Here is a 20,129-nt window from a genome sequence, read left to right as displayed (position 1 = left end):
GCCGCAGGAGCCCATGTCCCATTACGATCCCATCGATGCCAGTGCGCGCGCCCATATGGAGCGCATGACGCCCTGGCGCCGCCGGCTGGTCTTTTTCCTGCGTTCGGTCTCCCTCTTCCTGCTGCTGGAAGCGCTCTATCACTGGGCGATCCTGTGCGGCATCGGCGAGGGCGCCGCATTCGACGACATGCCGACGCTGCTGAAGGGCTCGGTGATTTGGGCAGCCATCATCGATCCCATCGCCGGGGTGGGACTTTGGCTGGGCGCCGGCTGGGGTGTGGTGCTGTGGCTGCTCGCCACCGCCACCCGCATTCTGCTCGACTTCCTGACCCCCGAGGGCATGCCGCGCATGCTGCTTCTGTCCTTGTTCGAGGTGTCACTGGTGGTGGCCTATGCTTTGCTCTCCATCCGCGCCGCGCGGGAGAGTGACGAGGACTGAACGCGAGCGTCGACTTCGCCCTCCAAATCGCTTGCGCGATCTGAAGGGGGACACCTGCTCGCAAGAGAAGGCAAGGAGCGCCCCATGGCTGACCCCACCGCCGACAGCAATCTATGGTCCGATGTGGACGGCTACATCACCGACCGCCTGCTGCCGCCCGATGCTGCGCGCGAAGCGGCGCTCGCCGCCGCGGACGCGGCCGGACTGCCCGCGATTAATGTCTCTCCGGCTCAGGGGCGCATGCTGACCATATTGGCGCGGCTGGTGCGCGCCCGGCGCATTCTGGAGATTGGCACGCTGGCCGGCTACAGCACGCTTTTCCTTGCAGAGGGCCTTGAGCCGGGCGGGCAGATCGTGACGCTCGAGATCGACCCGCGGCATGCAGCCGTGGCACGGGAGAATTTCGTGCGGGCCGGCATCGCGGACCGCGTCGACCTGCGCGAGGGGCCAGCCATCAGCTCCCTGCCCAAGATCCTGGACGAGGGTCTGGCGCCCTTCGACATGATCTTCATTGATGCGGACAAGCCCAGCAATCCGGACTACCTGACTTTCGCCCTGAAGCTTGCGCGGCCGGGCACCCTCATCGTTTCCGACAATGTGGTACGGGGCGGCAAGGTGTTGGAGGAAGACAGCCCGGACCGCTCTGTGCAGGGAACCCGGGCGCTGTTTGACGCCCTCGCGGCCGATCCCCGCCTGATGTCCACCGCCGTTCAGACGGTCGGGGCAAAGGGATATGACGGCTTCGCCTTGACCCTGGTGGGTGGCTAAGCGGGGGGACACCGCCCCGGCCCCTCACGGGAAAGCCCTGGCGAGGAACCACGCGTGGTGCGTCACGTTCTTCCTTCTGCGGAGAAGGAGAACAACGCCCCATGCAAAAGAATGCCAGAACCCGCTGCGCCCACTGGCCTGTGATCGCGCTCGCGGCCGCCCTGGCGGTCATCGGAGCGATCGCCATTCCCGGGGTTTCCGGACCCGCACAGGCGCAATTGCGGGGCACCTTGTCGGGCCCGAGCTTTGCTGAGTCGGCCGGTCTTCTGATCCGCTTTGAGCAACAGGCCGGGGAGCTGGCACTCACTCGCAGCGGTCGGGAAGACATTCGGTCCTTTGCAAAGGATGGTGCGTCAAACTACCAGACGATGCTGGTCGACCTGCGCGCCGCCCTCGGTCGCGCGGATGGGGTCATCACCGTCCCGGAGATCCTGGACGGGAAGCATGAAACCCTGATCGAACGGCTGAAGACCGCACGCGGTACGGAATTCGATGCGCTCTACATCCAAGCGCAGATTGACGTGCTCAACGCCGCGGCAGCCGTGTTCGGTGCCTACGCTCGTGACGGGGACCAGACCGCGCTTAAAGACTTTGCGGACAAGCATCTGCCCTTTCTGAACCACCAACTGGAGGCTGCGCGCAGCCTCCAGATCAAGACCTGATGACGCGGCGGCGCGCCGGGCCCCTCAATTGGTGCTGGTACCTCCGGTGATGGAGGCAAGGAGGACGCGGGCGACTTCCTTGGTCACGCGCTTCTTGTACTTGGAATGGACCAACTGGCCATTGTGGTAGATGTCCAGCTCCACATAAACCATCTGACCGTCCCAGCGCAGGATGTTGTCGCTTCGCGTCGTCTCGATCACGCCCAGGCCCTCGATGAGCTGACCTTCCAGCGGCGGCTTCAACATGACGGCGGTCTCCCATTTGGGATGTGATCTTTAATGTTCGGCCCGCGCTTTCGCGCAGCACCACCGTCACACTAGTTCGGCGCGAGAGGCGACGGAAGGGGGCATCGGCGCGGCACAGGCGCCACAGGCTGGCGGGGGTTTCAAAGCCGCGCGAGCGACTTGCTCTCATCGCGGCGGGCGGCATATGGGAGGGCATGCGCTTCCCTTGCATCGCCCCCACCCCTCATCGGCGCCCCGCAGTCTTTCTCGACCGCGACGGCGTGCTTAACGCGGACTTTGGCTATGTGGGCAAGGTCGAAAGGGTGGAAATGGTGGAAGGGGCGGCGGCTGCGGTGCGGCGCATTAATGCCGCCGGCTTTTTCGCATTTGTGGTGACCAACCAGTCCGGCATCGCACGTGGCCTTTATACCGAGGCCGACTATTTCGCCGTGCGTGCTCACATGCATGGCGTTTTAGCGGGCGAGGGGGCGCGGATCGATGCGGAACGCTATTGTCCCTTCCATCCCGAGGGCACCGTGCCTGCCTTCCGGCACGATTCGTCCTGGCGCAAGCCGCAGCCCGGCATGCTGCTGGATCTGATGGCTGCGTTTCCAGTGGACCCCGCCCGCAGCTTCCTCATTGGCGACAAAGCCTCCGACCTGGAAGCGGCCGCCGCTGCCGGGATTGCCGGTCATCTCTTTCCAGGCGGCGACCTTGACGCATTCGTGCGCCCTCTCCTGCCTCTCGCCGTCCCGCAGAGCCCTGACCCTCCTCCCTCATCCCCTCTCTCGACGCCAACGCGCCCCTGAGGTAAGAGGCGAGGTGCGCGCTTCGGCAAGCGCGCTATCGGCTTCAACGCGCAGGCGGAAGAAGCAAAAGCGCCATCGTCCGCTCTTCGGGAGAGAGCGATGGAGCGGCGAATTTGGCGTATGGCCCCTTGGGGGGCGGGGAAGGGTGGCCGAGTGGTTTAAGGCAGCGGTCTTGAAAACCGCCGTGGGTGCAAGCCCACCGTGGGTTCGAATCCCACCCCTTCCGCCAATTATCATTCCTAAACTATTGATTTTCAAAGAAGAACTGCGGGGTCAGGCAACTCAACCCCATCGCCAACCCCACCAGGTGCGTCTGGTTAGCCCTGGACACGGGCGAACAAGGGCGGTCACAAACGCGAAAGGGGCCACCCGTGGGCAGCCCCTTCACTGTCTTCCCAAGCTCGCCGCGCTTCTCACATCAGGCGCGGGCAGTCATCGTCATCCGGCAGGGGATTGGCCACTGGCTTGATGGCCGATCCCTGGAGCTGCTTGACCAGCAGGGTGAGCGGGTTCTCGGCGTCCCCCTGGACCTTCAGCTTGTCGTTCAGCATGCCCAGATGACGCATCAGCAGGGTGAGGGCAGAGACCTTGTCTGCCAGCTTGATCTTCTTCACCCGCCCGATAGCGACGCCTTCCGGACTGGTGATCTCGGCGATCTCCAGGCCGGCCAGGGCTGCACGAACGTCGGGGTCCATGTCCTTCAGCGGCAGGAGGCCGCCCTCGGCGTCGAAGGCACCAGCGATGTCGAGGAAGGCCAGCTTGGCGATTTCCCGCAGGACACGGTCGGCCGTGATGCCCGTCCGGGCAGCGCGCTCGTCCATGGCGCGCTGGATTTCACGGGCGATCACAGGTTTGCTCAGGTTCTCGTCGCCGATCTGCTGCGCGGTCCGGGGGCTGTATCCCGCCCGGATCGCCGCCTGGGTCGCATTCAGGTCGATCAGGTACTCGCGCACGAACGCGGCTTGCTTCGGTGTCATAGTGTCCTCCTGGGTCTGGGTCTCTTTCCCCCTGCGTCCGAAATTCCCAAAATCCCCGAATTAAAATTTCCAAGCTATATCAGAGATTTATTCCGATCCTTTTCGGTGCGCCCGCTGCTCCGAAATTGATATTGGGTGTTCCGAAATAAGGGCGACCTCATTTTCGGCGCTCCAAAAGGCGCGGGTTCACCTCGAAATTCTTCGGCATGCGCCCCCTTCCGGGGGCGGTTTTGCCGACTGCGCGAATAGCCCCTGCCTCCACCAGCTCGGCGCAAGCCATATCCATTTCCTCCGCCCTTCGGAGTGACCCACCGAGTGCATGACGCAGATCGCGCGCATTGAACCGGTCGATCCGCTCCGTTTTCAAATGCATCGCAAGCCGATGCTCGGCCTTCTCGGCGGCCGGTTTTACGGCATCGCCGAACACGCGCTCGGCCATCGGCAAGAAGTAGCCCTCCATCAGGCCGACCGCGCATTGCATGGCCTTCGCGGAGATGGCTGCCGGCGCAGGATGCCGGCCGGGCTGGGACGCCCACCAGAGGTGCTCCAGAATGCAGGACAGACGCAGGGCATGACCACGCGCCTTGCCGAGCGTGCCCTGGAAAACGCCTGAGACCGAGCGCGAGCGCTCGAGAATGCGCTGGCCGAAGGCTTCAAGGAGGCGCGTGGCGGTCGCATCCAATGGTACACGGACTGGCTCGGACCGTCCGTCCGGCGCCGTACCCATGGGAAGCCCGTGCAGCCGGTTCACGACACCGCGCGGCAGCGCGTCGCTCACGCGCTCCGCCACGATACGGAAAGTCTCAGGTGGCGCGGGCCAGCACCAGAGAAAGCGAGCTGCGAACCCGTCCTCTACCCCGTCCAGGATCGGCTCGAGGCGATCCGGCTGGATCGAGCCGAGCACCCCAACCGTGAGGTGGCGGATGTGGAGCGGCTCTTTCAGCTTCACCCGGTTCAATGTGAAGGACCGGCCGCCGTAGGCTTCGAGGAAGAACGTGCGGTCGGTGTCACCGCCGCCATAGCGGCCCAGCGCTGCCAGCCATCCGGCGAGCTCGTCTCTTGTGAGCAGCATCCCGCCCGGGTTGCCAGCAGCCAGATATGCCACCTTCTCCGTGGTGGCATCACCGATGATTAATTGAGCGCGCATCGGCTCTTGCGGCTCTTCCGCGTCGGGCGGCATCCCGGCTGGGGGTACGCCAGGGGTATTTTTCAGCGCAGCGCGAACTTGGGCCTGCCATGCTTCGTTGGCCAACTTCGCGATGACAGCCTTGCCGACGTAATCCTTGACCGCTTCCTCATGGCGCTTGGCCATCTCGGCTTCGATCTGGTCAGCGAGCGCGGTGGCGCGCGACATGGCAGGCGACTTACCGGCCGAGGGATCGCCAACAAGTGCGGTCCACAGGATCGGTGGCTCGGTCCAACCCGAGGGGGCTTCAGCCCACCGAGCATTTCCAAGCACGCCACCGGCCAAGGCCAGGAGGGCGGTGGCGATGTAATCGACGGGCGCGGAGACTGTGCGGGCGGCTGCAGAGGCCCATTCCGCAAGCCCATCACCGAGCGCGCTCAGCGGAAACTGTGGCACTTCGCGAGGGGTGGAGAAGATTGTCGCGGGGTCGAAGTTGGCCCAGCCATCCGCCACGACCGAAGGCGAGGGCTCCTCGACCACCTCGCCTGTGTCGGCATCGTGCAGCGTGCCATCCCGCGACTTGACCAGCCTGCGCGCGATCTCGGCACCGAGGGCCGCGTCCTCGTCGTCGGATGCAAATTCCTCAGGCGCCTGCCGGGGTTGCGCAAGTCCGCCGCGCTTGCCGGAGGCCAAGGTGGCGAGCACCTGCTTGCGCCCGTCGTCCTTGAGAAGCCCGCACGTCGCCGCCGCGTCGAGGAGGGCTGCATGGGCGTGTTCATCCTTGATCCAACCGGCCGCGACGAGCTGATAGACCGCGAAGGCGGAGCGATTGAGCTGTTCGTTCCGGCCGCCCTTTCCGGCCTGGGCGAGGGCTTGGATCTCCTGCTGGAATGCGCTTTCCACCCACGCTCTCAGGCGCGGGTTATCCATGTCGATCCGGACGGGCGGGAGGGTGATTTCCTTCGGCGCCTTTATGGGCGCCAAGGCGTTCTGGCTGCTGGGCTCGGGGCTGATTTCCTCGCGCGTGCTGGTGAGCACCTGGCGCAGGAAGTCGGGCAGCTCCGGGGAATGGAGCACGTCGAGGGGATCTCCATCGGGGATGCTGTAGAGCCCGTCATCCCGGAGCGCTCCAGGGGCGATGACGAAGCCGCCGACGCCCCGGATGTCGATGGCGCAGGAAGCCTTCGGCGGTAGAGCGCCGCGGCCATTTCCAAGCGCGAGACCCTTGGGCAGCTTGAACCAGTAGTGCCGGCCGCCAGACGGCGTATCCACCATCGGGCATTCGGGGACGCCACCATGTGGCTCGCAGATCGCCTCGAAGGCGGCGATGCCGGCGGAGCCATCGGCGTCCACTACCAGGAAGCCGCTCGCGCCCAGGTCGATACCGGGCATCGCGTCCGGCCATTGCTGCCACCAACGTTGGACGCTCGCGCGCTGGGCCGTAGCGGACGAGCGCCAGAGCACCAGAGGTGCCTTTGCCGCCTTGCCGGCCGCGTAGCCGTCATATGGTGCGCATGGAAACACGCGCAGGCCAGCAGCTGACAGCGCTTCGGCGAGGCCGGCGTTGGTGGGGACGCTGGCGGGGTCGAAGGGGGCCGGGAGGCGCGCCATTATTTCAGCTCTTCAAGCTGAGTGGCCAGGCGGTCGGCGAGGGTCTGCGCATCAGGGAGGCGCGCGCGGCAGGATGGGATGCGGGCCGGTACAGTACGGGCTCCGCTCTTGAGCGCGTCCGCGTTCGCCACCACCCATTCCCGGTCAGTGGCCAACCGTTGGCGTCTGGCGCGCTGGACCGCGCGCTTGCGAGCGCCGCGCTGGTCCTCAGGAGTGAGCGGCGGCTGATCTGGAGCGCTGGGCTGGTCAAGTTGCAGCTTCCGACGGCGCTCCCACCCGGCCAAGTCGGCCAAAGAGGAGGGCCTCTCCTCCGGGTATTTCAGCCAGAACTCGTAGGCCGAGAGGTGTCGCAGGCCCGGAAGGATGTAGTCGCCTCGATCAAATATTGTCAGCGACTTCGCGAATGCTTCGCCATCTTCAAGGATGTCGCGGTGGATGAAGAGCGGATCAATGCTGATGACCAGCCGTCGATGACCACAGTGGCCCAGCCGCGACATCAAAACCTTCCGCTCGAAGCCCAGGCCTTCGAGTATCTGGGTCCGGCGCGCGATTTTCGCCTCGTCACCGGTGCTGAGGTCCCAGAGTAGCGGATCCCACCCATCCGGCGGCAACAGCAACGCGGTTCGACCTGGATACGCTCGCCAGAAAAGTGGAGAGGACGGCTTGACAGAAGTCGCGCTTTTCGCGACAAAGGGGGCGTTCATAAAGTGCACTCCATGTTGAAAAAGGCCGTCGCGGTCCAGGCGACGGCCTTTTGCTTTTCGAAATCAAGCGGTTGCTTCGGCCAAGAGCTTGTCGCAGCTCTCGCGAAGCACGAGCCGCCGACTTCCGATCTTGCGCGAAGCGAGCCGTCCTTCGCTGATCAACGCATAGATCTGGGTCCGGCCAATGCCGATGTACTCGGCGGCCTCGCGGATACCCAGCGCGGCGCGCTCGCCGAGCGGGACGGCCGGGGTGGTTTGTGAACGGGCAGGCATAGCAAGGCTCCTTGCCGAGCGGCCACGGTGGCCACTCCAGCGGAATTTTGCGAAGGCGATGTGAGTCGGCACGTCCTGCGCCGAGGCCGCAACGGTAACCATCCGCCACTGTTCGTACAATACCGTCGGAGAAAAAATTTCGTCACACACAGTCCTGTCGCGTTTTTCGCGACCAACCACGACAGCGATTATTGTAATCTGGCTGTGATGTTCGCGCCCTAATTCCGACACTACTTCATCCGCCGGCGGTGACCTCCGCAAGACGCGCCCTGCGCTGCTCATGCATTTCGCGCTCCTCAGCCGTCGCGTCCGCTGGTGCTGGCGCGCTCAGAGAGAAAACCCGCAACCACTGCACAGATGCCGCTGCCTTCATGTTTCGCGTCGTCATGTCCGTCTCCATTCTGAAAGCAAGTTTGAAATTCGGGGTGCGGTCGTGAGACTCAGCGCCCACGATCAAGTGGGAAGCGGCTTTCCATCCCGCGCAGCGATCTCGCGCTTCAGGATGTATTCGAGCTGACCGACCCGGCAGATGTCAGCCGACCGATACTTCGCCGCGCTCCAATTGGTTGGCCGTCCAGCCCGCCTATAGAGAGCTGCTTTTGCACGCGCTGCACGAAGAGCGACTTCCAGCCGCTCGATCAACTCATCGCGGGTTATTCCCTCGCTGCATCCCATTACTGTGCGAATTGCCGAAATTGGCGTGACGGGCGCGTTCTTCGCCTCATACCAAGCCTGACGCAGGCAAGCCGCGAAAGCGGCCCGGCTGTAGCTGGCCATGGACTGCCGAAAGAGCGACCAAGCGCGACGCATGATGCTTGCCCTGTTCACCATATCCGTGAGCATTGGTTGATCTACCCCTCGACCCATGCGATACCTGAGGAATTAAAAAAGACCTCAGGCATTGTCAATACCTGAGGTATCAAATGGATCTCAGGGATTCACAATGCTGACGAGTGAGCAGGTGCGCGCCGCACGAGCTTTAATCAGGTGGGAGCAGAAGGATTTGGCGGAAGCATCGAAGGTCTCTCTTCCGTCGATTAAGCGGCTCGAAGCCCAGCCGGGGGCGCTTGCGGCTCAGGAGCGGACCGTCGCTGCAATCCGCTCCGCCCTCGAAGCGGCAGGCATCACCTTTCTCAGCCAAGGAGAGGTGGCAGACGGGGGGCCGGGGGTGCGGCTGCGGTGATATGCCGACCGAAAACCGCCCTCACACGTCGTCCGCAGCGGTTACTGTGAGAGACCGAGCCGCCTGCGCGCACTGGCCCCCGCGGTAGGTGAAGACGTTTCTGAGCTATATTGAGCAGCTCAAGAAGGCGAATCAGAATGTCTGAAGGTGAGCTTATCCTCTATCACTCAGTAGACGGCCGCAGCGAAATTCAGCTTCGCGCCATCGAAGGTACGGTGTGGCTGACGCAGGCGCAGATTGCCGAGCTGTTTTCAGCCAGCCCACAGGCCATCACACAGCTGATTCGGGCGGTTTATGACGAGGCCGAACTCACCGAAGAGGCAACTTGTAAGGATTTCTTACAAGTTCGTTCCGAAGGCGCAAGGCAGGTGCGGCGCCAGCTTAAGCACTATAATCTGGATATGATCCTCGCCGTTGGCTACCGTGTGCGAAGCCCGCGCGGCGTCCAGTTCCGGCAGTGGGCTAGCACAGCCCTCAAGGAATATCTGGTCAAAGGATTCATCATCAACGACGCGCGGCTGAAGGAACCGGGCGGGTTCGATTATTTCGATGAGCTCATCGAACGCATTCGCGACATTCGGGCCTCCGAAAAGAGGTTCTACCAGAAGGTGCGTGATGTCTTTGCCGAGACCAGCGTTGACTATGACGGGAAAGCCGAGACTGCACAGACATTCTTCAAGACCATACAAAATAAGATGCTTTATGCTGTGACGCGACAGACCGCCGCAGAGTTGATTGTTGCTAGGGCAGATGCCTCCCAGCCGAACATGGCCGTACAGAGTTGGAAGGGCGCCCGCGTCCGCAAGGGGGATGTCACTGTTGCAAAAAACTACCTTAAAGCCGACGAGATTGAGGATCTGAATCGGCTGGTCACCATGTTCCTCGACTTTGCCGAAAACCAAGCCCGTCGCCGCAAGCAATTGACCATGGCCGACTGGATTAGCCGAACGGACGATTTCCTTCGGTTCAACGAGCATGATGTGCTCAATAATGCCGGCCGGGTTTCACATGCGCAGATGGAGCAGATCGCCCACCAGCGTTTTGCGGAGTTCGACGCCAGCCGCCGGGCAGCGGAAACCATCGAGGCCGAAGCGGAATACCTTGAGGAATTGCAGGAAATAGAGGCGAAGCTCCCTAAGCCGAAACACAAGGGCAAGCCGTAAAGTCACCGCTTCACAGAACCATCATATCGGCCGACCACTCATCTCTCTCGCAGACGGACAAACCGCCAACCTCCGAAGCCGACCTCAAGAGAGGCTACGTCCTTCGGCAGGTGCGCAAAAGGCTTGCCATGACGCAATAGGAATTCGCACAAGCCTATGAAGTCCCCACGGCAACGGTGCGGGATTAGGAACAGGGCTTCCGCGAGCCTGATGCGCCCGCAGCGCTGATGCTGTCCACCTCAATCAGATCGAACTCCACGCGCCGACCGACCACGCGAACGCGCTTCCCAAGCCATTTGCGCGCCCGCCAGGAGGCTTCCAGGCGCCAACGTCCTCCGCCATCCAGGACCAGGACCGGGCTGTGCGCGCCCCGCTCCAGCGTGCCCGTAGCGTCGATCTCCTGGCCGCGAGAGTGGCCGTGCCCCGTCATCTGGAGGCTCCTTGAAGTGCATCGGCATGTGCCAACGCAGCGCTCAAGGCGTCCAATGAGTGTTTTGAATCGATCGCGCCGGATCGATTCATTTCGGTGAAGTGGGGTGGTCACGCCGCCGACGCCCGGCAGAGGCCCAAGCGGCAATGGTCAGCTGAACGAAGGGGGGAAAAGAAAAGCCCCAGGCGAACCTGGGGCTGCTTCCTGGCCTGCTTTTCTTTGGGCATCGGGGCTCTGGATCGAGGATCTCGGGCCGCAGTCCGCTCAGATGGTGCAGGAACCACGCTCGCAAGCAAGCGCGGGTAGAATCGCCAATGCTGGCGCGGCTGTCAACGGTCGCGGACAGCCCAAGCCGCTTGCGAAGCGAGCAATGCCGCTGCACTTTGCGCGCGTCAGCTCCGGCCCATAACGGTGGAGTGAGCACTCCGAAGCAGATACGTCTGAGCTGGAGCCATCGCCAAGTGACCAGCCGGGGGCGACGCCGCTCTGGCTCGAGAGCGCGTCAGGGTAACCCTTAGGGATTGGAAACAGGGCTGCCGCGAGCCTGATGCGCCAGCGCTGGCCCAACTGAAGATGATTACGAGCGAGCCAGAGGCCGTTCGGCGGGCGCTGGAGGCGGCCATCTGACGCTGCCCTATCCCCAATGTGGGTGCAGCGCCCTTCGCCAAGCGCGTTGCCCAGAGAGCAACCCTGATAGATGGGATGCGCGGTTGGCGTATACCAATTTGAAGGCATTTGGCCGCCTTGCCGCTTGCTCAGGGCTGGAACATATGGGCAACTATCCATATATACGCGCAACGGTGAATCGGGTCTGAAGGAGGGTGGCGTGAACGACATACATCCCAGCCCCCTTGGGGCAAGCAAGGCAGCTGTTTTCAGCTTTGCCGAGGACGTCGCCAAACGCGTGAAGTATGAGATCGGCGAGGACATGTGGGCATTTGTGTCCCGCATGGGTGGCAGGATCTCGTTTCACGAGGACGTTCGCCCGGACGACGATCTTCCAGAATCGATAATCGTACAGCCAAACGGCGAGTTCCAGATCTTTCTGCCGACAGTCACGACTGTCGAACGAGACCGCTTCACCATTGCACATGAACTTGGGCATCTATTTCTGCACTTCCCTAAAGTGAAGCGCGATCATCCGGGTTGCGCGATGGTCGCTACAAGAAAGATCAAGCCCGGCGACCCGGATCAGCAGCGAGCCGAATGGGAGGCCAACTGGTTTGCTGCTGCCTTCTTGATGCCTGCAGAGAGCTTCCGAGACCACTGTCGTCAACATGGCATTGGATCGGCCGCGACGAAGTTTGGCGTCAGCCACGTTGCCGCTGAAGTACGTGCACGCACTCTGGGCCTCTGATCTTGGCGAGCTGCCCCGAATACAGAATGCGCCTGTTTATGTCGGTTGACCTGGTTGGGTCTACCGCCTTCAAGGCGAGTAAGGCGCATTCCGAACTTCAAAGCGGAAGCCCCTTGCCCCGGTGGGTCGATGAATTTCGCACCTTCTACAAAGATTTTCCAATAGAACTCGGCAAGTCTTATCGTTTGATGATAGATGCCTTCGAGGACGACCTGATTTCAGATAAAAATAGCACTCCCCGCGTGTGGAAGACTATAGGAGATGAGATTATATTTTGTAGCCGAGTGAGCAGTATAGAGCACACTGCAGCGTCTGTTGCTGCCTTTTTGAAAGCTCTGGAATGCTACTCCAGGCGCCTCGAAAAAGAAGAAAAACCCTTGCGACTCAAGGGCGCAGGATGGCTAGCGGCCTTTCCGGCACCTAACATCAGCATTTCTATAATGACCGAATCAGTATCCGGCCCTGCGGGATACTCTGCCGTACCGAGCGAGAATACCGAAGACTTCGAATGTGAAGCGGACACTACTCCAAGCCGATTTGATTTCCTCGGAAAGGGCATTGATACCGGATTTCGCATCGCAAAGAACGCTTCAGAAGATCGCTTTGCGACATCCGTTCAGTTGGCCTATGTTCTCGCGCGCGCTGCGACCAAGAAAAAGTTCCCCTATGCTTTCGGCTATCACGGAAGGGAAGCACTAAAGGGCGTTATAGACGGCGAGCCATATCCAGTTGTATCGGTTGATACCGAGAGAAGCGAGATCAAATCGAAACTAAAGAGCCGAGAGGCTGCTCTCACCGGCGATACGACAATAAAACCACACGCGCTTTGCGATTTTCTTAAAACATTCATGGAAGCTGCCGCTATCGATCTCCCATGCCTTGGCGAAGGACAGGCGGCCTGGAGCGGCGGGTGGCCGGAAAGTTACATTCGCTATCAGCGAGTATTCGAAGAGCACCTCGCGATCGACAATGGAAATGTCAACCAGATAGAAGAAGCCGTTGATCCAGAGCATCCCGACGATAGCTCGCTTGATGAATCTAAATCGTTCCTAGGTAAACTTGCGACTTCCGTTGAGGATGACTTGCAAGATAGGGTGGACGCACTGAGCGCGCGCGAGTTTAGAGCGCACATTGGGTCGTGCGTGGAAGATCTGCTCCCCGCCGCCATGGCAGATCGCATCCTTACAGGCGAAAGCCCGGTAAGGGTGTGGCGGGAGCATCGGGGACTGTCGACCGCAGAATTAGCCAAGCGGGCGGGCATTAAGCAGCCCTACCTTTCGCAGATTGAAAGCGGGAAGAGGGATGGCGGTATCCAGACCATTAAGCGATTGGCTCAAGCCCTTGGCGTCGCGATAGACGACTTGGTATGATCGCCGGGCACCTCTTGAAAGTCAGCTACGCCAAGTCTTTTTCCCGTCAGACCCGACCCATAACGGTGGCATGATCGGCTCGGCCCGACGAGATTTCACTACGTGAGACGCCGGACCCGGCAGCCAAGGGGCTAGTTCATATGGCCTACGCAGACGACATTGCGTTTGTATTTTCAGAATGCACCCGAATGGCTAGCCTATCTCGTGACGAAATATCCAAGCTACCTACGGCCGACCTTTTTTCCTCACTACCCCATCCATCTGGCAACGGAAACATGATGTGCGGCGCCGAGGCTAATCGGCGCCTTCTCGATATCGCCAATTTGGCGCTTTCGCGCAGCGTTTACGCGGGACGAATCGCGAGCGGCGCTGTCGTCAAAAATCTGAAAGAGGGCATTGTTCAACGCTTCTTTAGAGAAAGGCGCAGGCTTGATCAAAAGCAGGCCGAGCGAGTTGTAAGTTCTGCAGTAAGGTCTGCAGCTAAAAATATCGAAGATCTGACACATTTTATGCCTTGCCATTTGGGGTACGCCGAAAGCCCAAATTACTTCTCCATTGGTCCGGTGCAATTTAAACGCAAAGAACTTGCATTTGAAGTGATTGAGCCGGCCTTGACGGCCCTCTTGGAAGAGGCCAGTGAGGGGGCCTCTGAAAGCTCAAAGAACCTGGATTCCAGAGCAATATCGCTAGCAAAGAAGTACTACGCATCATTCGGGTGGATTTCAGAAGTTAAAATACAAGGGTGCGACGCGACCACGTCTCAAAATAGGGCGGAGCGCATGGTTCAAAGCGCTCTGAATTGCCTGCACGTGCTTCTTGGTGCGACCCATTCCAAGCACATGCGTGTCGGCGGACCGCCGTTCGGATTGGACCGAAGGGGCGGTATACGTATCGCTGGCGATGGGCGCGCGCAAATCTCGAACTCCGTAGATTGGCAGGCTCACGGCCTGGACGAAGGTTGGTGGGACCATGTCAATGCAGATGGTGGTGATGAATTCGTTCGCCTTATGGGAATCGCGGTCGAGATCGGCCACGACCTTCCGAAACCCACCCCGCTGGCGCAGCGCTTTCTCGATGGCGCGACATGGTTTGGCGAGGCTGTCCGTGACCTCTCGGATGCCTCTAGGCTGATTAAATACGTCACGGCGATGGAGCGTATCCTCATCACCCGGAACGACGACAATCTCTCCGAGATTTTTTCAGAGCGGGGCGCTGCGATTTTATTACGAATGGACTGGGATCGCCCACAAGCATTAAAACGGCGCCTCAAGGTCATTTACGATTTACGATCTCGCCTTGTGCATGGAGACCGCTCGCCGTTGGAGCCAGGATTAGCGGCTGACGCCTATGAAGCCGAGCAGCTAGCTCAATCCATTTTACTTAGTATTCTCCTGTTTTACAGGGAGGAGGGGCTGCGATTTAAAAGTTACAGCCAGAAAAATATGGATATCTCTTTCGATAGACAAATTGGCTGGGCGACGGAGTGGATCAAACGAATGACGGATACCGGTGCGCCAGACACCTGAATGTCGCCGCACCCTCAGCAATAATCCCTGTCGGCGCTCATGAATGCCGATCCGCCGTGCCCAGTGATCACAGGGGCCTATCTCCACCGCCCCGCCCATCACCCACCCCTCGGCATAGGCCCAATGCCTCGCCCCTTGGCCAGCCGGTCCACCTTCTTGTCCAGTTCCTTGATGGCCCCCATGGTCACGCCAATGGCGTCGATCACAGGGATAGACCGCCCGTCGCCCTTGCCGGTCTCGCGCTGGAAGTCCTGGGCATAGGTGCCGATATGGCGCCCGCCATCGCCCTCACCGGGCTTGTAGCTCCATTCCTGCACCGGCAGGCCGCGCACGGCCTGGAGCATCCCCTTGGCCGGCTTCTTGTCCTCCTTGGCGTCGGCGTCGGACTGGAAGAGCAGGCCCGCGAGGGAGCCCGCCGCCTGACCAAGGCCCGCAGCGTTGCTCGAAGCGAGGCTCTGCTCGGCTTTCCACCCCGATAGCTGGTTCTGGTAGAGGTTGTTCAGGATGTTGGCCTGCTGGCCATACCCCTGCATGGCGGTCGAGTATCCGGACTGAAGGATGCCGACACCTTGGTTTCGGGCGCTGTTGGTCGAAACATTGTTTCCGACGATGGAATTCCCGGTCTGGACGCCAAGGCCCAGAGCTTGCGTCGCCTGCGAGGGCAGGCCGCGCCCCATGTTGGCGGCGTCGGCCTGGAGGGCGACGGCCTGGTTCTTCAGCGTGGTGCGGGCGTTGTTCTGGGCTCCAGCCGAGGCGAGCGCCGTGGCGGTGTCGGCGGAACGCTCGGTCGCCGCGAAGCGCCCGCTGGCGGGGTTGATGCCCATGCCGCTCATCTGACGCTGGCGCGCCTGCTCGGCCTGCGCCGAGGCAGTCATCACGTCGCCCTTGGCCTCGGCCGCCGCCTGGGCCTGCTTTTCCGGGCTGTCCCAGTTCTTGGCCTTGTCGATGAAGGCGTCTTCCATGGGCTGGAAGACGGTCTTGTAGCGGTCTCGGTCCTCGGCCGCCCAGGTGTTGGCGTTGTTCTGGGCCGTCAGCTGGGAGGTCGTGACCTTCGAGGTGAGATCGTCGAGCTTGGCCTGCCGCTCATTGGCAATGCCGAATTGCTCCTTCGCAACCTCCAGCCACTTCTCGCCGGTCTCGGCGCTCTTCATGGCCGCAATGCCGATCATGGGATCCGGCTTCGGTGCGCTACTGGAACCCTTGCCCATGATCACCTCCGATGCAGCCACGGGCACTCTTCCCGCAGCATGCCGAGTAGAATTTCGTCCTCGCCATCGTGGTTGCGGGCGAGCCGCCCCTCGAACGAGAAACCAAGTTTGAGCGCGAGGATCTGGGACCGGATGTTCTTGCGCGAGATCGGCAGCGTGATCCGGTCCAGACCGCACTGGATGAACGGATCGGCGAACAAGGCCGCCAGGATGCCGCGACTTGCCCAGGTGCGAGACCCGTCCGTCGCGATGTGCGCGCAACAGCCAGAGCCGGAGAAGATGTTGTAGGCGGCCACGGCCCGGAGAGCATCGCCACGCTCGACGCCGATGGTTGCCGTGTCCGGAGCCCATTGCATGTTCGGGCTCCCCATCTTCTCCGCCGCCCAGGCCAGCAGATCATCGCGCCGGTTATAAACCAGCGTCAGATGCTCTGCAGGCGGGCGATCCTTTTCCATAACGATGAGCCAGATGTCGTGGTAAAAAATATCGCATTCCACTATATATAGATCAAGCGGAGGTTTCCAGCACTGTTGCATCGCCTCCCTTCCGCGTCACGCTGCAATCCCGTCGGACTGATTATCAGCGACACAGCGGGGCTGACTCTTTGCCGTCCCGCCGGCTGGTGGGAAGCATTGTCGGATGGCGTCTTCCTTATCGCTGACGTATAAAAATCGCGTCGCTTTGGCCCGAGATCGCGCTAGGGGAGCCGGAAACGGCTAGGTTGGACTGCGCCCTTCCCCAAAGCGGCAGCTTTGTATTGGCTTCACATCCCCATCAAGTGGCAGATCGTCCGGCGGGGTCACACCATAAGCTGAAGTTCGCTGCGGCTGCAACGGGTGGCAAGTGTGGGGCCGGTGGCAGACTGTCCGCTTTTGGGAACTTCAAACGACAGGCGGACATATCGCTGATTAATATCCGAGGCCGTGTCCGGCGCTGTACGGTAGTGGTTCACCTTCCGCCGCAAGCCAGCCCCTGAGGCCCTCCAGATAGGGCGGACCAGCAGAGCGATTAAGGCCGGCCGCCGCGCGTCTGGCGAGGCCTAACGCCAACGCCAACAAGCCAATGCAAGGTTCGGCAATTGCCCATCGGCACCGGCACGGCAGGATGGCCAATCAAGGAGGCGGCTATGAGCATTTGGAGCACCTGGTTGGCCCCGCTGCACACCATCGTCCAGAATCTGAGGCATCCGAGGCCCACGGGCATGCCGGCGCCCGACCGTTACCCGCCGGAACCATACGATCCGCCCCTCGGGCCGGACATCGTTGCGCTCGCCTCCACCCTCGATTGGCGAACCCCGGACTTGCAGGCGGCCCTGCGCGGCGTGGACTGGGACAAGGCGCCGGCTTCGTTCCTAGCGCTCTGTGAGCGCGCGAAACGCTCTGAAGGGTTTCTCGAGGCTTGCTACCAACATCGCCTCAGCCCCTCGCAGCTTCTTCTCAGCGCGCTGCATATGGTCGCCCTAGGCAGGGTTCCGGATGCCTTGCATGGGGCCGCCGTCTTCGGACTGCCGGAGAGACTGTTTCCCATTCTCGGCCTGGGCTGGGCGGATTTCGCCCAGCCGAAGGAAAGCGTCGAGCCGGCCTCATCCCCCGGCTTGCTTCTGCTAACCCTCGCCCCCCAGCTCGACTGGAGCGATCCGGAGCTGCGACGAGGGCTGGTCGATCAGGTCTGGACGCCGCCCGAGGCGCTGCGCGAGCTGGTCGAGCAGGCGCGTGCGCGATCAAATGCGACGCTCCTTTACGAACTCGGTGTGGCTCTGCCGACCCATACGCTGTTGCTCGGCTGTCTCGCCCTGCTGCGCTCGCGCGACGATCCCGCCATCGGCGACCTGCCTTGCCCCGCCGCCGGGGGGGCGGTTCGTGATTTTCCGGATGCCGTCCAGACTGCGATGTTCCTGATCTTCGATCTCAAATGGCCGCCCGTGACGCCGGGCGGCCCGGTCGGCTTCGTTTAAGCCGGCTGCTGCCTCGTTTCTCGACTCAGCTCGCGTTGCGCCGTACCGGCGACGTCTCGGCGAGAGCCGGGTTTGGGATTCGGCCATTCTCCAACGTCACCTAAGCCGGCAGTCAGGCGCAGCGGATGGCGCCAGGCGACTTACGAATGCGTCCTCGCCTTCAATTGGCGGCCCGATGCCCCATCTGTTACCAGGCGAAGCTGCCGCCTTCCTCTTCGAGATTTCCGCCGAAATTCCCGGTCGGATGCGCTTGTTAGCGCCGTGACGCCTTCACCGTGGTCAGCAAAAAGGCCGGCGCATGATCGTCGGCCGTTCTTCGTCAGTCATCGGCCGTCTTTGAACAAGGGCGCGGGATCGATCCACGCGCCGTTCCGCCGCAAAGCGAGTGTGAACGTGGACGTGGTCGTCCTCCCAAGGAGGGCGCCTGGCAGAACGCATCGCCCGACGACAACGCGCGCACGTGCCAGCGGCCCATATCGCAGCTCGCTCCCGTCCCGCTGCCGGATCCAGACGAACCGGCCGATGCCCGGCTTCGTTTCGCGCAGCACGACCCGGCCGCCCAACACGGTCCTGACCACTTGGCCGCTACGGGTTCGGAACACCGTGCTCGGCTGGAAGACCGCGATGCCCATGACGGGGTGCAGGCGAAACCCGAAAGGGCGCTCGATCGCAGCCGTCACCGGAGGCGGCCGGGCGACGCCCTCCGGGCACGCGGAGGCGCCCGCCGACGCAGGCTGCGCGAGCATCGCGCCCAGCACGGCAGAGAGTAGGAGAAGAGGCCTCACGACCCCGCCCCCTCGATCGGGTAGAGCTCCATCTCCACCGGCTCGTCGTCGCCAGGCACCCGTTGGAGGCACGGCACCGGCTTGCGTCCGGCGCTGCTCGCGCAGAGCAGGTTATGACTTGGTGCGCCATTGGTGCAGGCGCTGAAATCGATCCCGACCAGGGTAGGACCGTTGCTCGTGCGGTACGTCACGCGGGCACAGGCAGCGACGTCGCCATAGAACTGGCTTTCGCGGACACGGCCGGAGCCGTCCCGTTGAAGACAGAGGATTTCGGCGGCATTGGTGCGTTCGGGCTTTTCGCCCTTGGGCAACACCATCCAGCAGCCGCCGGCGGCGAGCGGCGAGCCGGACTGGGCGCTGGCCGGCAAAGTCGGAACGAAAAGGGTCGAGGCGATGAGCAAGACATACGCTGAATGATGTCGCATCGAACGTTCCTATTGCATGGAGGTGCCGGTTGCATCGTGTCCAGCCTGACCAAGCGGACCGGGGTTAAGGAATTGCCAGGCGTTGCGATGGCTTACGCGACCGCGCTCCAGCTTTACTGTGAGCAGAACGCCTCCCTCACCATGCAGCGGCCCTTAGCGTCATGCTGGCACTCCGCGAGTGCCGCACTCCGTGCGGCCGCGAGCGAACCGCGCCAATACGCCCACCAGTTGCCATCGCCCGTCGTCACGAGGGCGGCGCAAGCGTTGGAGAACCAGACCCTCACCTTGCAGCCCGGAAGTCCCTCGGCCTTACAAAATTGCACCGCTACGGCCTCTGCGCGGGAGCGAGAGTTATAGCCGTAAGATTTTCCCCAGCTCAGGGCGCCCTTGTCGCTGTCGGAGACCGCGATGGCTCCATATCCGCCTCCGGAACGCCCGGTATCGCTACCAGGCGCATAAGTGCCACCGGGCCTGGGCGCGTAATTCGGTCCGGCACAGGACCGGTAGCATTCGTTGTCGGTGCTGTTGCACGTCATCGCGCAGTGAGTGTTCTGGGCGGCCGCTGGAAGGGACAGGAGCACCGCTACGGCAGCAGCCGCACCAGCGATATGAAACCGGGTGATCATGGACATCGCGGACAATCCCCCTGTGAAATCCTGAAACCCGAGCCGCCGGACGAGAGGTCGTCAGGGCTCGAAGTACTCCGCCGCCGCATCGGCGATCTGTCGCTCGGGATGCGCTCGGCAATAGGCGATGATCTCGGCGGCGATGCCGTCCGGGCCGGTGAAACGTCGATGAGACTGTCCGGTGCCCGACTGGACACGGCCGGTGAGGTAGCCGAGGCTCCATTGTAGCGCCGCGCGTCCATTGGCCAGGCGCGCCTTTGAGGGAGAATCCAGGACGCGGCAGGAAAAGCCTCCCGCGCCGTCGAGGCGCAGCACTGTGCTCTGGGCCGCTGTCGTCGCGCAAAGGAGGCACACTGCAAGTCCGGATTGGGCGATCAATCGGTTGAGACTTCGATTTCCTGGTCCGGTGATCGACATTGGATCCCTCGGTCAAACGGCCGGCGCAGCCGCCATAGCCGTGCGTGCGTGCCTGGCGGCGGGGATGACATTGAGCTGCTCAAGGCGTCGG

Annotated in this window: 22 protein-coding genes and 1 tRNA gene; 10 read left to right on the top strand and 13 right to left on the bottom strand. The window is 62.1% G+C overall.

Annotation, left to right across the window (positions count from 1 at the left end):
- Positions 1-13 precede the first annotated feature (13 nt).
- From PV781_RS02925 to PV781_RS02915, 3 genes are all read left to right on the top strand, one after another.
- Positions 14-439 carry a DUF6163 family protein gene (locus tag PV781_RS02925; RefSeq protein ID WP_274774117.1) on the top strand — a complete coding sequence of 142 codons (426 nt, stop codon included), beginning with the start codon at positions 14-16 and terminating at the stop codon, positions 437-439.
- Positions 440-523: 84 nt separating this feature from the next.
- On the top strand, positions 524-1,207 hold the full coding sequence (locus tag PV781_RS02920; RefSeq protein ID WP_274774116.1) for an O-methyltransferase: 684 nt from the start codon (positions 524-526) through the stop codon (positions 1,205-1,207).
- A 101-nt stretch (positions 1,208-1,308) separates the two neighbouring features.
- A complete protein-coding gene (locus PV781_RS02915; RefSeq protein ID WP_274774115.1) occupies positions 1,309-1,869 on the top strand; it encodes a DUF4142 domain-containing protein in 561 nt (186 codons plus the stop codon).
- 24 nt (positions 1,870-1,893) lie between these two features.
- Here PV781_RS02915 and PV781_RS02910 read toward each other — a convergent pair whose 3' ends face one another.
- Positions 1,894-2,115, bottom strand: coding sequence for a hypothetical protein (locus PV781_RS02910; RefSeq protein ID WP_274774114.1), 222 nt, complete (start codon positions 2,113-2,115; stop codon positions 1,894-1,896).
- A 194-nt stretch (positions 2,116-2,309) separates the two neighbouring features.
- On the opposite strand from PV781_RS02910, the gene PV781_RS02905 reads away from it, so the two are divergent.
- A complete protein-coding gene (locus tag PV781_RS02905; RefSeq protein WP_274774113.1) occupies positions 2,310-2,903 on the top strand; it encodes a D-glycero-alpha-D-manno-heptose-1,7-bisphosphate 7-phosphatase in 594 nt (197 codons plus the stop codon).
- 139 nt (positions 2,904-3,042) lie between these two features.
- Positions 3,043-3,132: transfer RNA gene (locus PV781_RS02900), tRNA-Ser, on the top strand.
- Between the two features lie 184 nt (positions 3,133-3,316).
- Here the strand turns inward: PV781_RS02900 and PV781_RS02895 are convergent.
- From PV781_RS02895 to PV781_RS02875, 5 genes are all read right to left on the bottom strand, one after another.
- On the bottom strand, positions 3,317-3,880 hold the full coding sequence (locus PV781_RS02895; RefSeq protein WP_274774112.1) for a terminase small subunit: 564 nt from the start codon (positions 3,878-3,880) through the stop codon (positions 3,317-3,319).
- 157 nt (positions 3,881-4,037) lie between these two features.
- The gene (locus PV781_RS02890; RefSeq protein ID WP_274774111.1) at positions 4,038-6,617 is read right to left on the bottom strand and encodes a DUF3987 domain-containing protein; all 2,580 of its coding nucleotides are present in this window, start codon (positions 6,615-6,617) and stop codon (positions 4,038-4,040) included.
- Entirely contained in the window at positions 6,617-7,321 is a 705-nt protein-coding gene (locus PV781_RS02885; RefSeq protein ID WP_274774110.1) for a hypothetical protein, read from the bottom strand. The genes PV781_RS02890 and PV781_RS02885 overlap by 1 nt, the downstream gene beginning before the upstream one ends.
- Before the next feature lie 63 nt (positions 7,322-7,384).
- Positions 7,385-7,876 (bottom strand): helix-turn-helix domain-containing protein, encoded by a 492-nt coding sequence (locus tag PV781_RS02880; RefSeq protein WP_274774109.1) that lies wholly within the window; start codon positions 7,874-7,876, stop codon positions 7,385-7,387.
- Positions 7,877-8,047: 171 nt separating this feature from the next.
- Positions 8,048-8,437 (bottom strand): hypothetical protein, encoded by a 390-nt coding sequence (locus tag PV781_RS02875; protein WP_274774108.1) that lies wholly within the window; start codon positions 8,435-8,437, stop codon positions 8,048-8,050.
- A 477-nt stretch (positions 8,438-8,914) separates the two neighbouring features.
- Here PV781_RS02875 and PV781_RS02865 point away from each other — a divergent pair, with 477 nt between their 5' ends.
- Entirely contained in the window at positions 8,915-9,940 is a 1,026-nt protein-coding gene (locus PV781_RS02865; protein ID WP_274774106.1) for a virulence RhuM family protein, read from the top strand.
- A gap of 184 nt (positions 9,941-10,124) precedes the next feature.
- Here PV781_RS02865 and PV781_RS02860 read toward each other — a convergent pair whose 3' ends face one another.
- The gene (locus tag PV781_RS02860; protein ID WP_274774105.1) at positions 10,125-10,370 is read right to left on the bottom strand and encodes a DUF5818 domain-containing protein; all 246 of its coding nucleotides are present in this window, start codon (positions 10,368-10,370) and stop codon (positions 10,125-10,127) included.
- Positions 10,371-11,196: 826 nt separating this feature from the next.
- Here PV781_RS02860 and PV781_RS02855 point away from each other — a divergent pair.
- From PV781_RS02855 to PV781_RS02845, 3 genes are all read left to right on the top strand, one after another.
- Complete coding sequence (locus PV781_RS02855) at positions 11,197-11,727, top strand: ImmA/IrrE family metallo-endopeptidase (protein WP_274774104.1); 531 nt, start codon at positions 11,197-11,199, stop codon at positions 11,725-11,727.
- 26 nt (positions 11,728-11,753) lie between these two features.
- On the top strand, positions 11,754-13,097 hold the full coding sequence (locus tag PV781_RS02850; protein WP_274774103.1) for a helix-turn-helix domain-containing protein: 1,344 nt from the start codon (positions 11,754-11,756) through the stop codon (positions 13,095-13,097).
- A gap of 140 nt (positions 13,098-13,237) precedes the next feature.
- The gene (locus PV781_RS02845; RefSeq protein WP_274774102.1) at positions 13,238-14,623 is read left to right on the top strand and encodes a HEPN domain-containing protein; all 1,386 of its coding nucleotides are present in this window, start codon (positions 13,238-13,240) and stop codon (positions 14,621-14,623) included.
- A 98-nt stretch (positions 14,624-14,721) separates the two neighbouring features.
- Here PV781_RS02845 and PV781_RS02840 read toward each other — a convergent pair whose 3' ends face one another.
- Positions 14,722-15,831 carry a tail fiber domain-containing protein gene (locus tag PV781_RS02840; RefSeq protein ID WP_274774101.1) on the bottom strand — a complete coding sequence of 370 codons (1,110 nt, stop codon included), beginning with the start codon at positions 15,829-15,831 and terminating at the stop codon, positions 14,722-14,724.
- A gap of 2 nt (positions 15,832-15,833) precedes the next feature.
- Positions 15,834-16,286 (bottom strand): GNAT family N-acetyltransferase, encoded by a 453-nt coding sequence (locus tag PV781_RS02835; protein WP_274774100.1) that lies wholly within the window; start codon positions 16,284-16,286, stop codon positions 15,834-15,836.
- A gap of 671 nt (positions 16,287-16,957) precedes the next feature.
- Here PV781_RS02835 and PV781_RS02830 point away from each other — a divergent pair.
- Positions 16,958-17,785 (top strand): hypothetical protein, encoded by an 828-nt coding sequence (locus PV781_RS02830; protein WP_274774099.1) that lies wholly within the window; start codon positions 16,958-16,960, stop codon positions 17,783-17,785.
- A gap of 323 nt (positions 17,786-18,108) precedes the next feature.
- On the opposite strand, the gene PV781_RS24100 is transcribed toward PV781_RS02830, so the two are convergent.
- From PV781_RS24100 to PV781_RS02820, 4 genes are all read right to left on the bottom strand, one after another.
- Positions 18,109-18,417: a peptidoglycan DD-metalloendopeptidase family protein gene (locus PV781_RS24100; RefSeq protein ID WP_425532352.1), complete on the bottom strand. Its 309-nt coding sequence runs from the start codon at positions 18,415-18,417 to the stop codon at positions 18,109-18,111.
- Positions 18,418-18,566: 149 nt separating this feature from the next.
- Positions 18,567-18,995, bottom strand: coding sequence for a hypothetical protein (locus PV781_RS02825; RefSeq protein ID WP_274774098.1), 429 nt, complete (start codon positions 18,993-18,995; stop codon positions 18,567-18,569).
- A 113-nt stretch (positions 18,996-19,108) separates the two neighbouring features.
- A complete protein-coding gene (locus PV781_RS24095; protein ID WP_425532351.1) occupies positions 19,109-19,531 on the bottom strand; it encodes a DUF4189 domain-containing protein in 423 nt (140 codons plus the stop codon).
- A 150-nt stretch (positions 19,532-19,681) separates the two neighbouring features.
- Complete coding sequence (locus PV781_RS02820) at positions 19,682-20,038, bottom strand: hypothetical protein (protein ID WP_274774097.1); 357 nt, start codon at positions 20,036-20,038, stop codon at positions 19,682-19,684.
- Between the last annotated feature and the right edge of the window lie 91 nt (positions 20,039-20,129).

It is taken from the genome of Aquabacter sediminis (assembly GCF_028863665.1).
Taxonomy (GTDB): Bacteria; Pseudomonadota; Alphaproteobacteria; order Rhizobiales; family Xanthobacteraceae; genus L1I39.
This window is presented reverse-complemented; position numbering and strand designations above follow the sequence as displayed.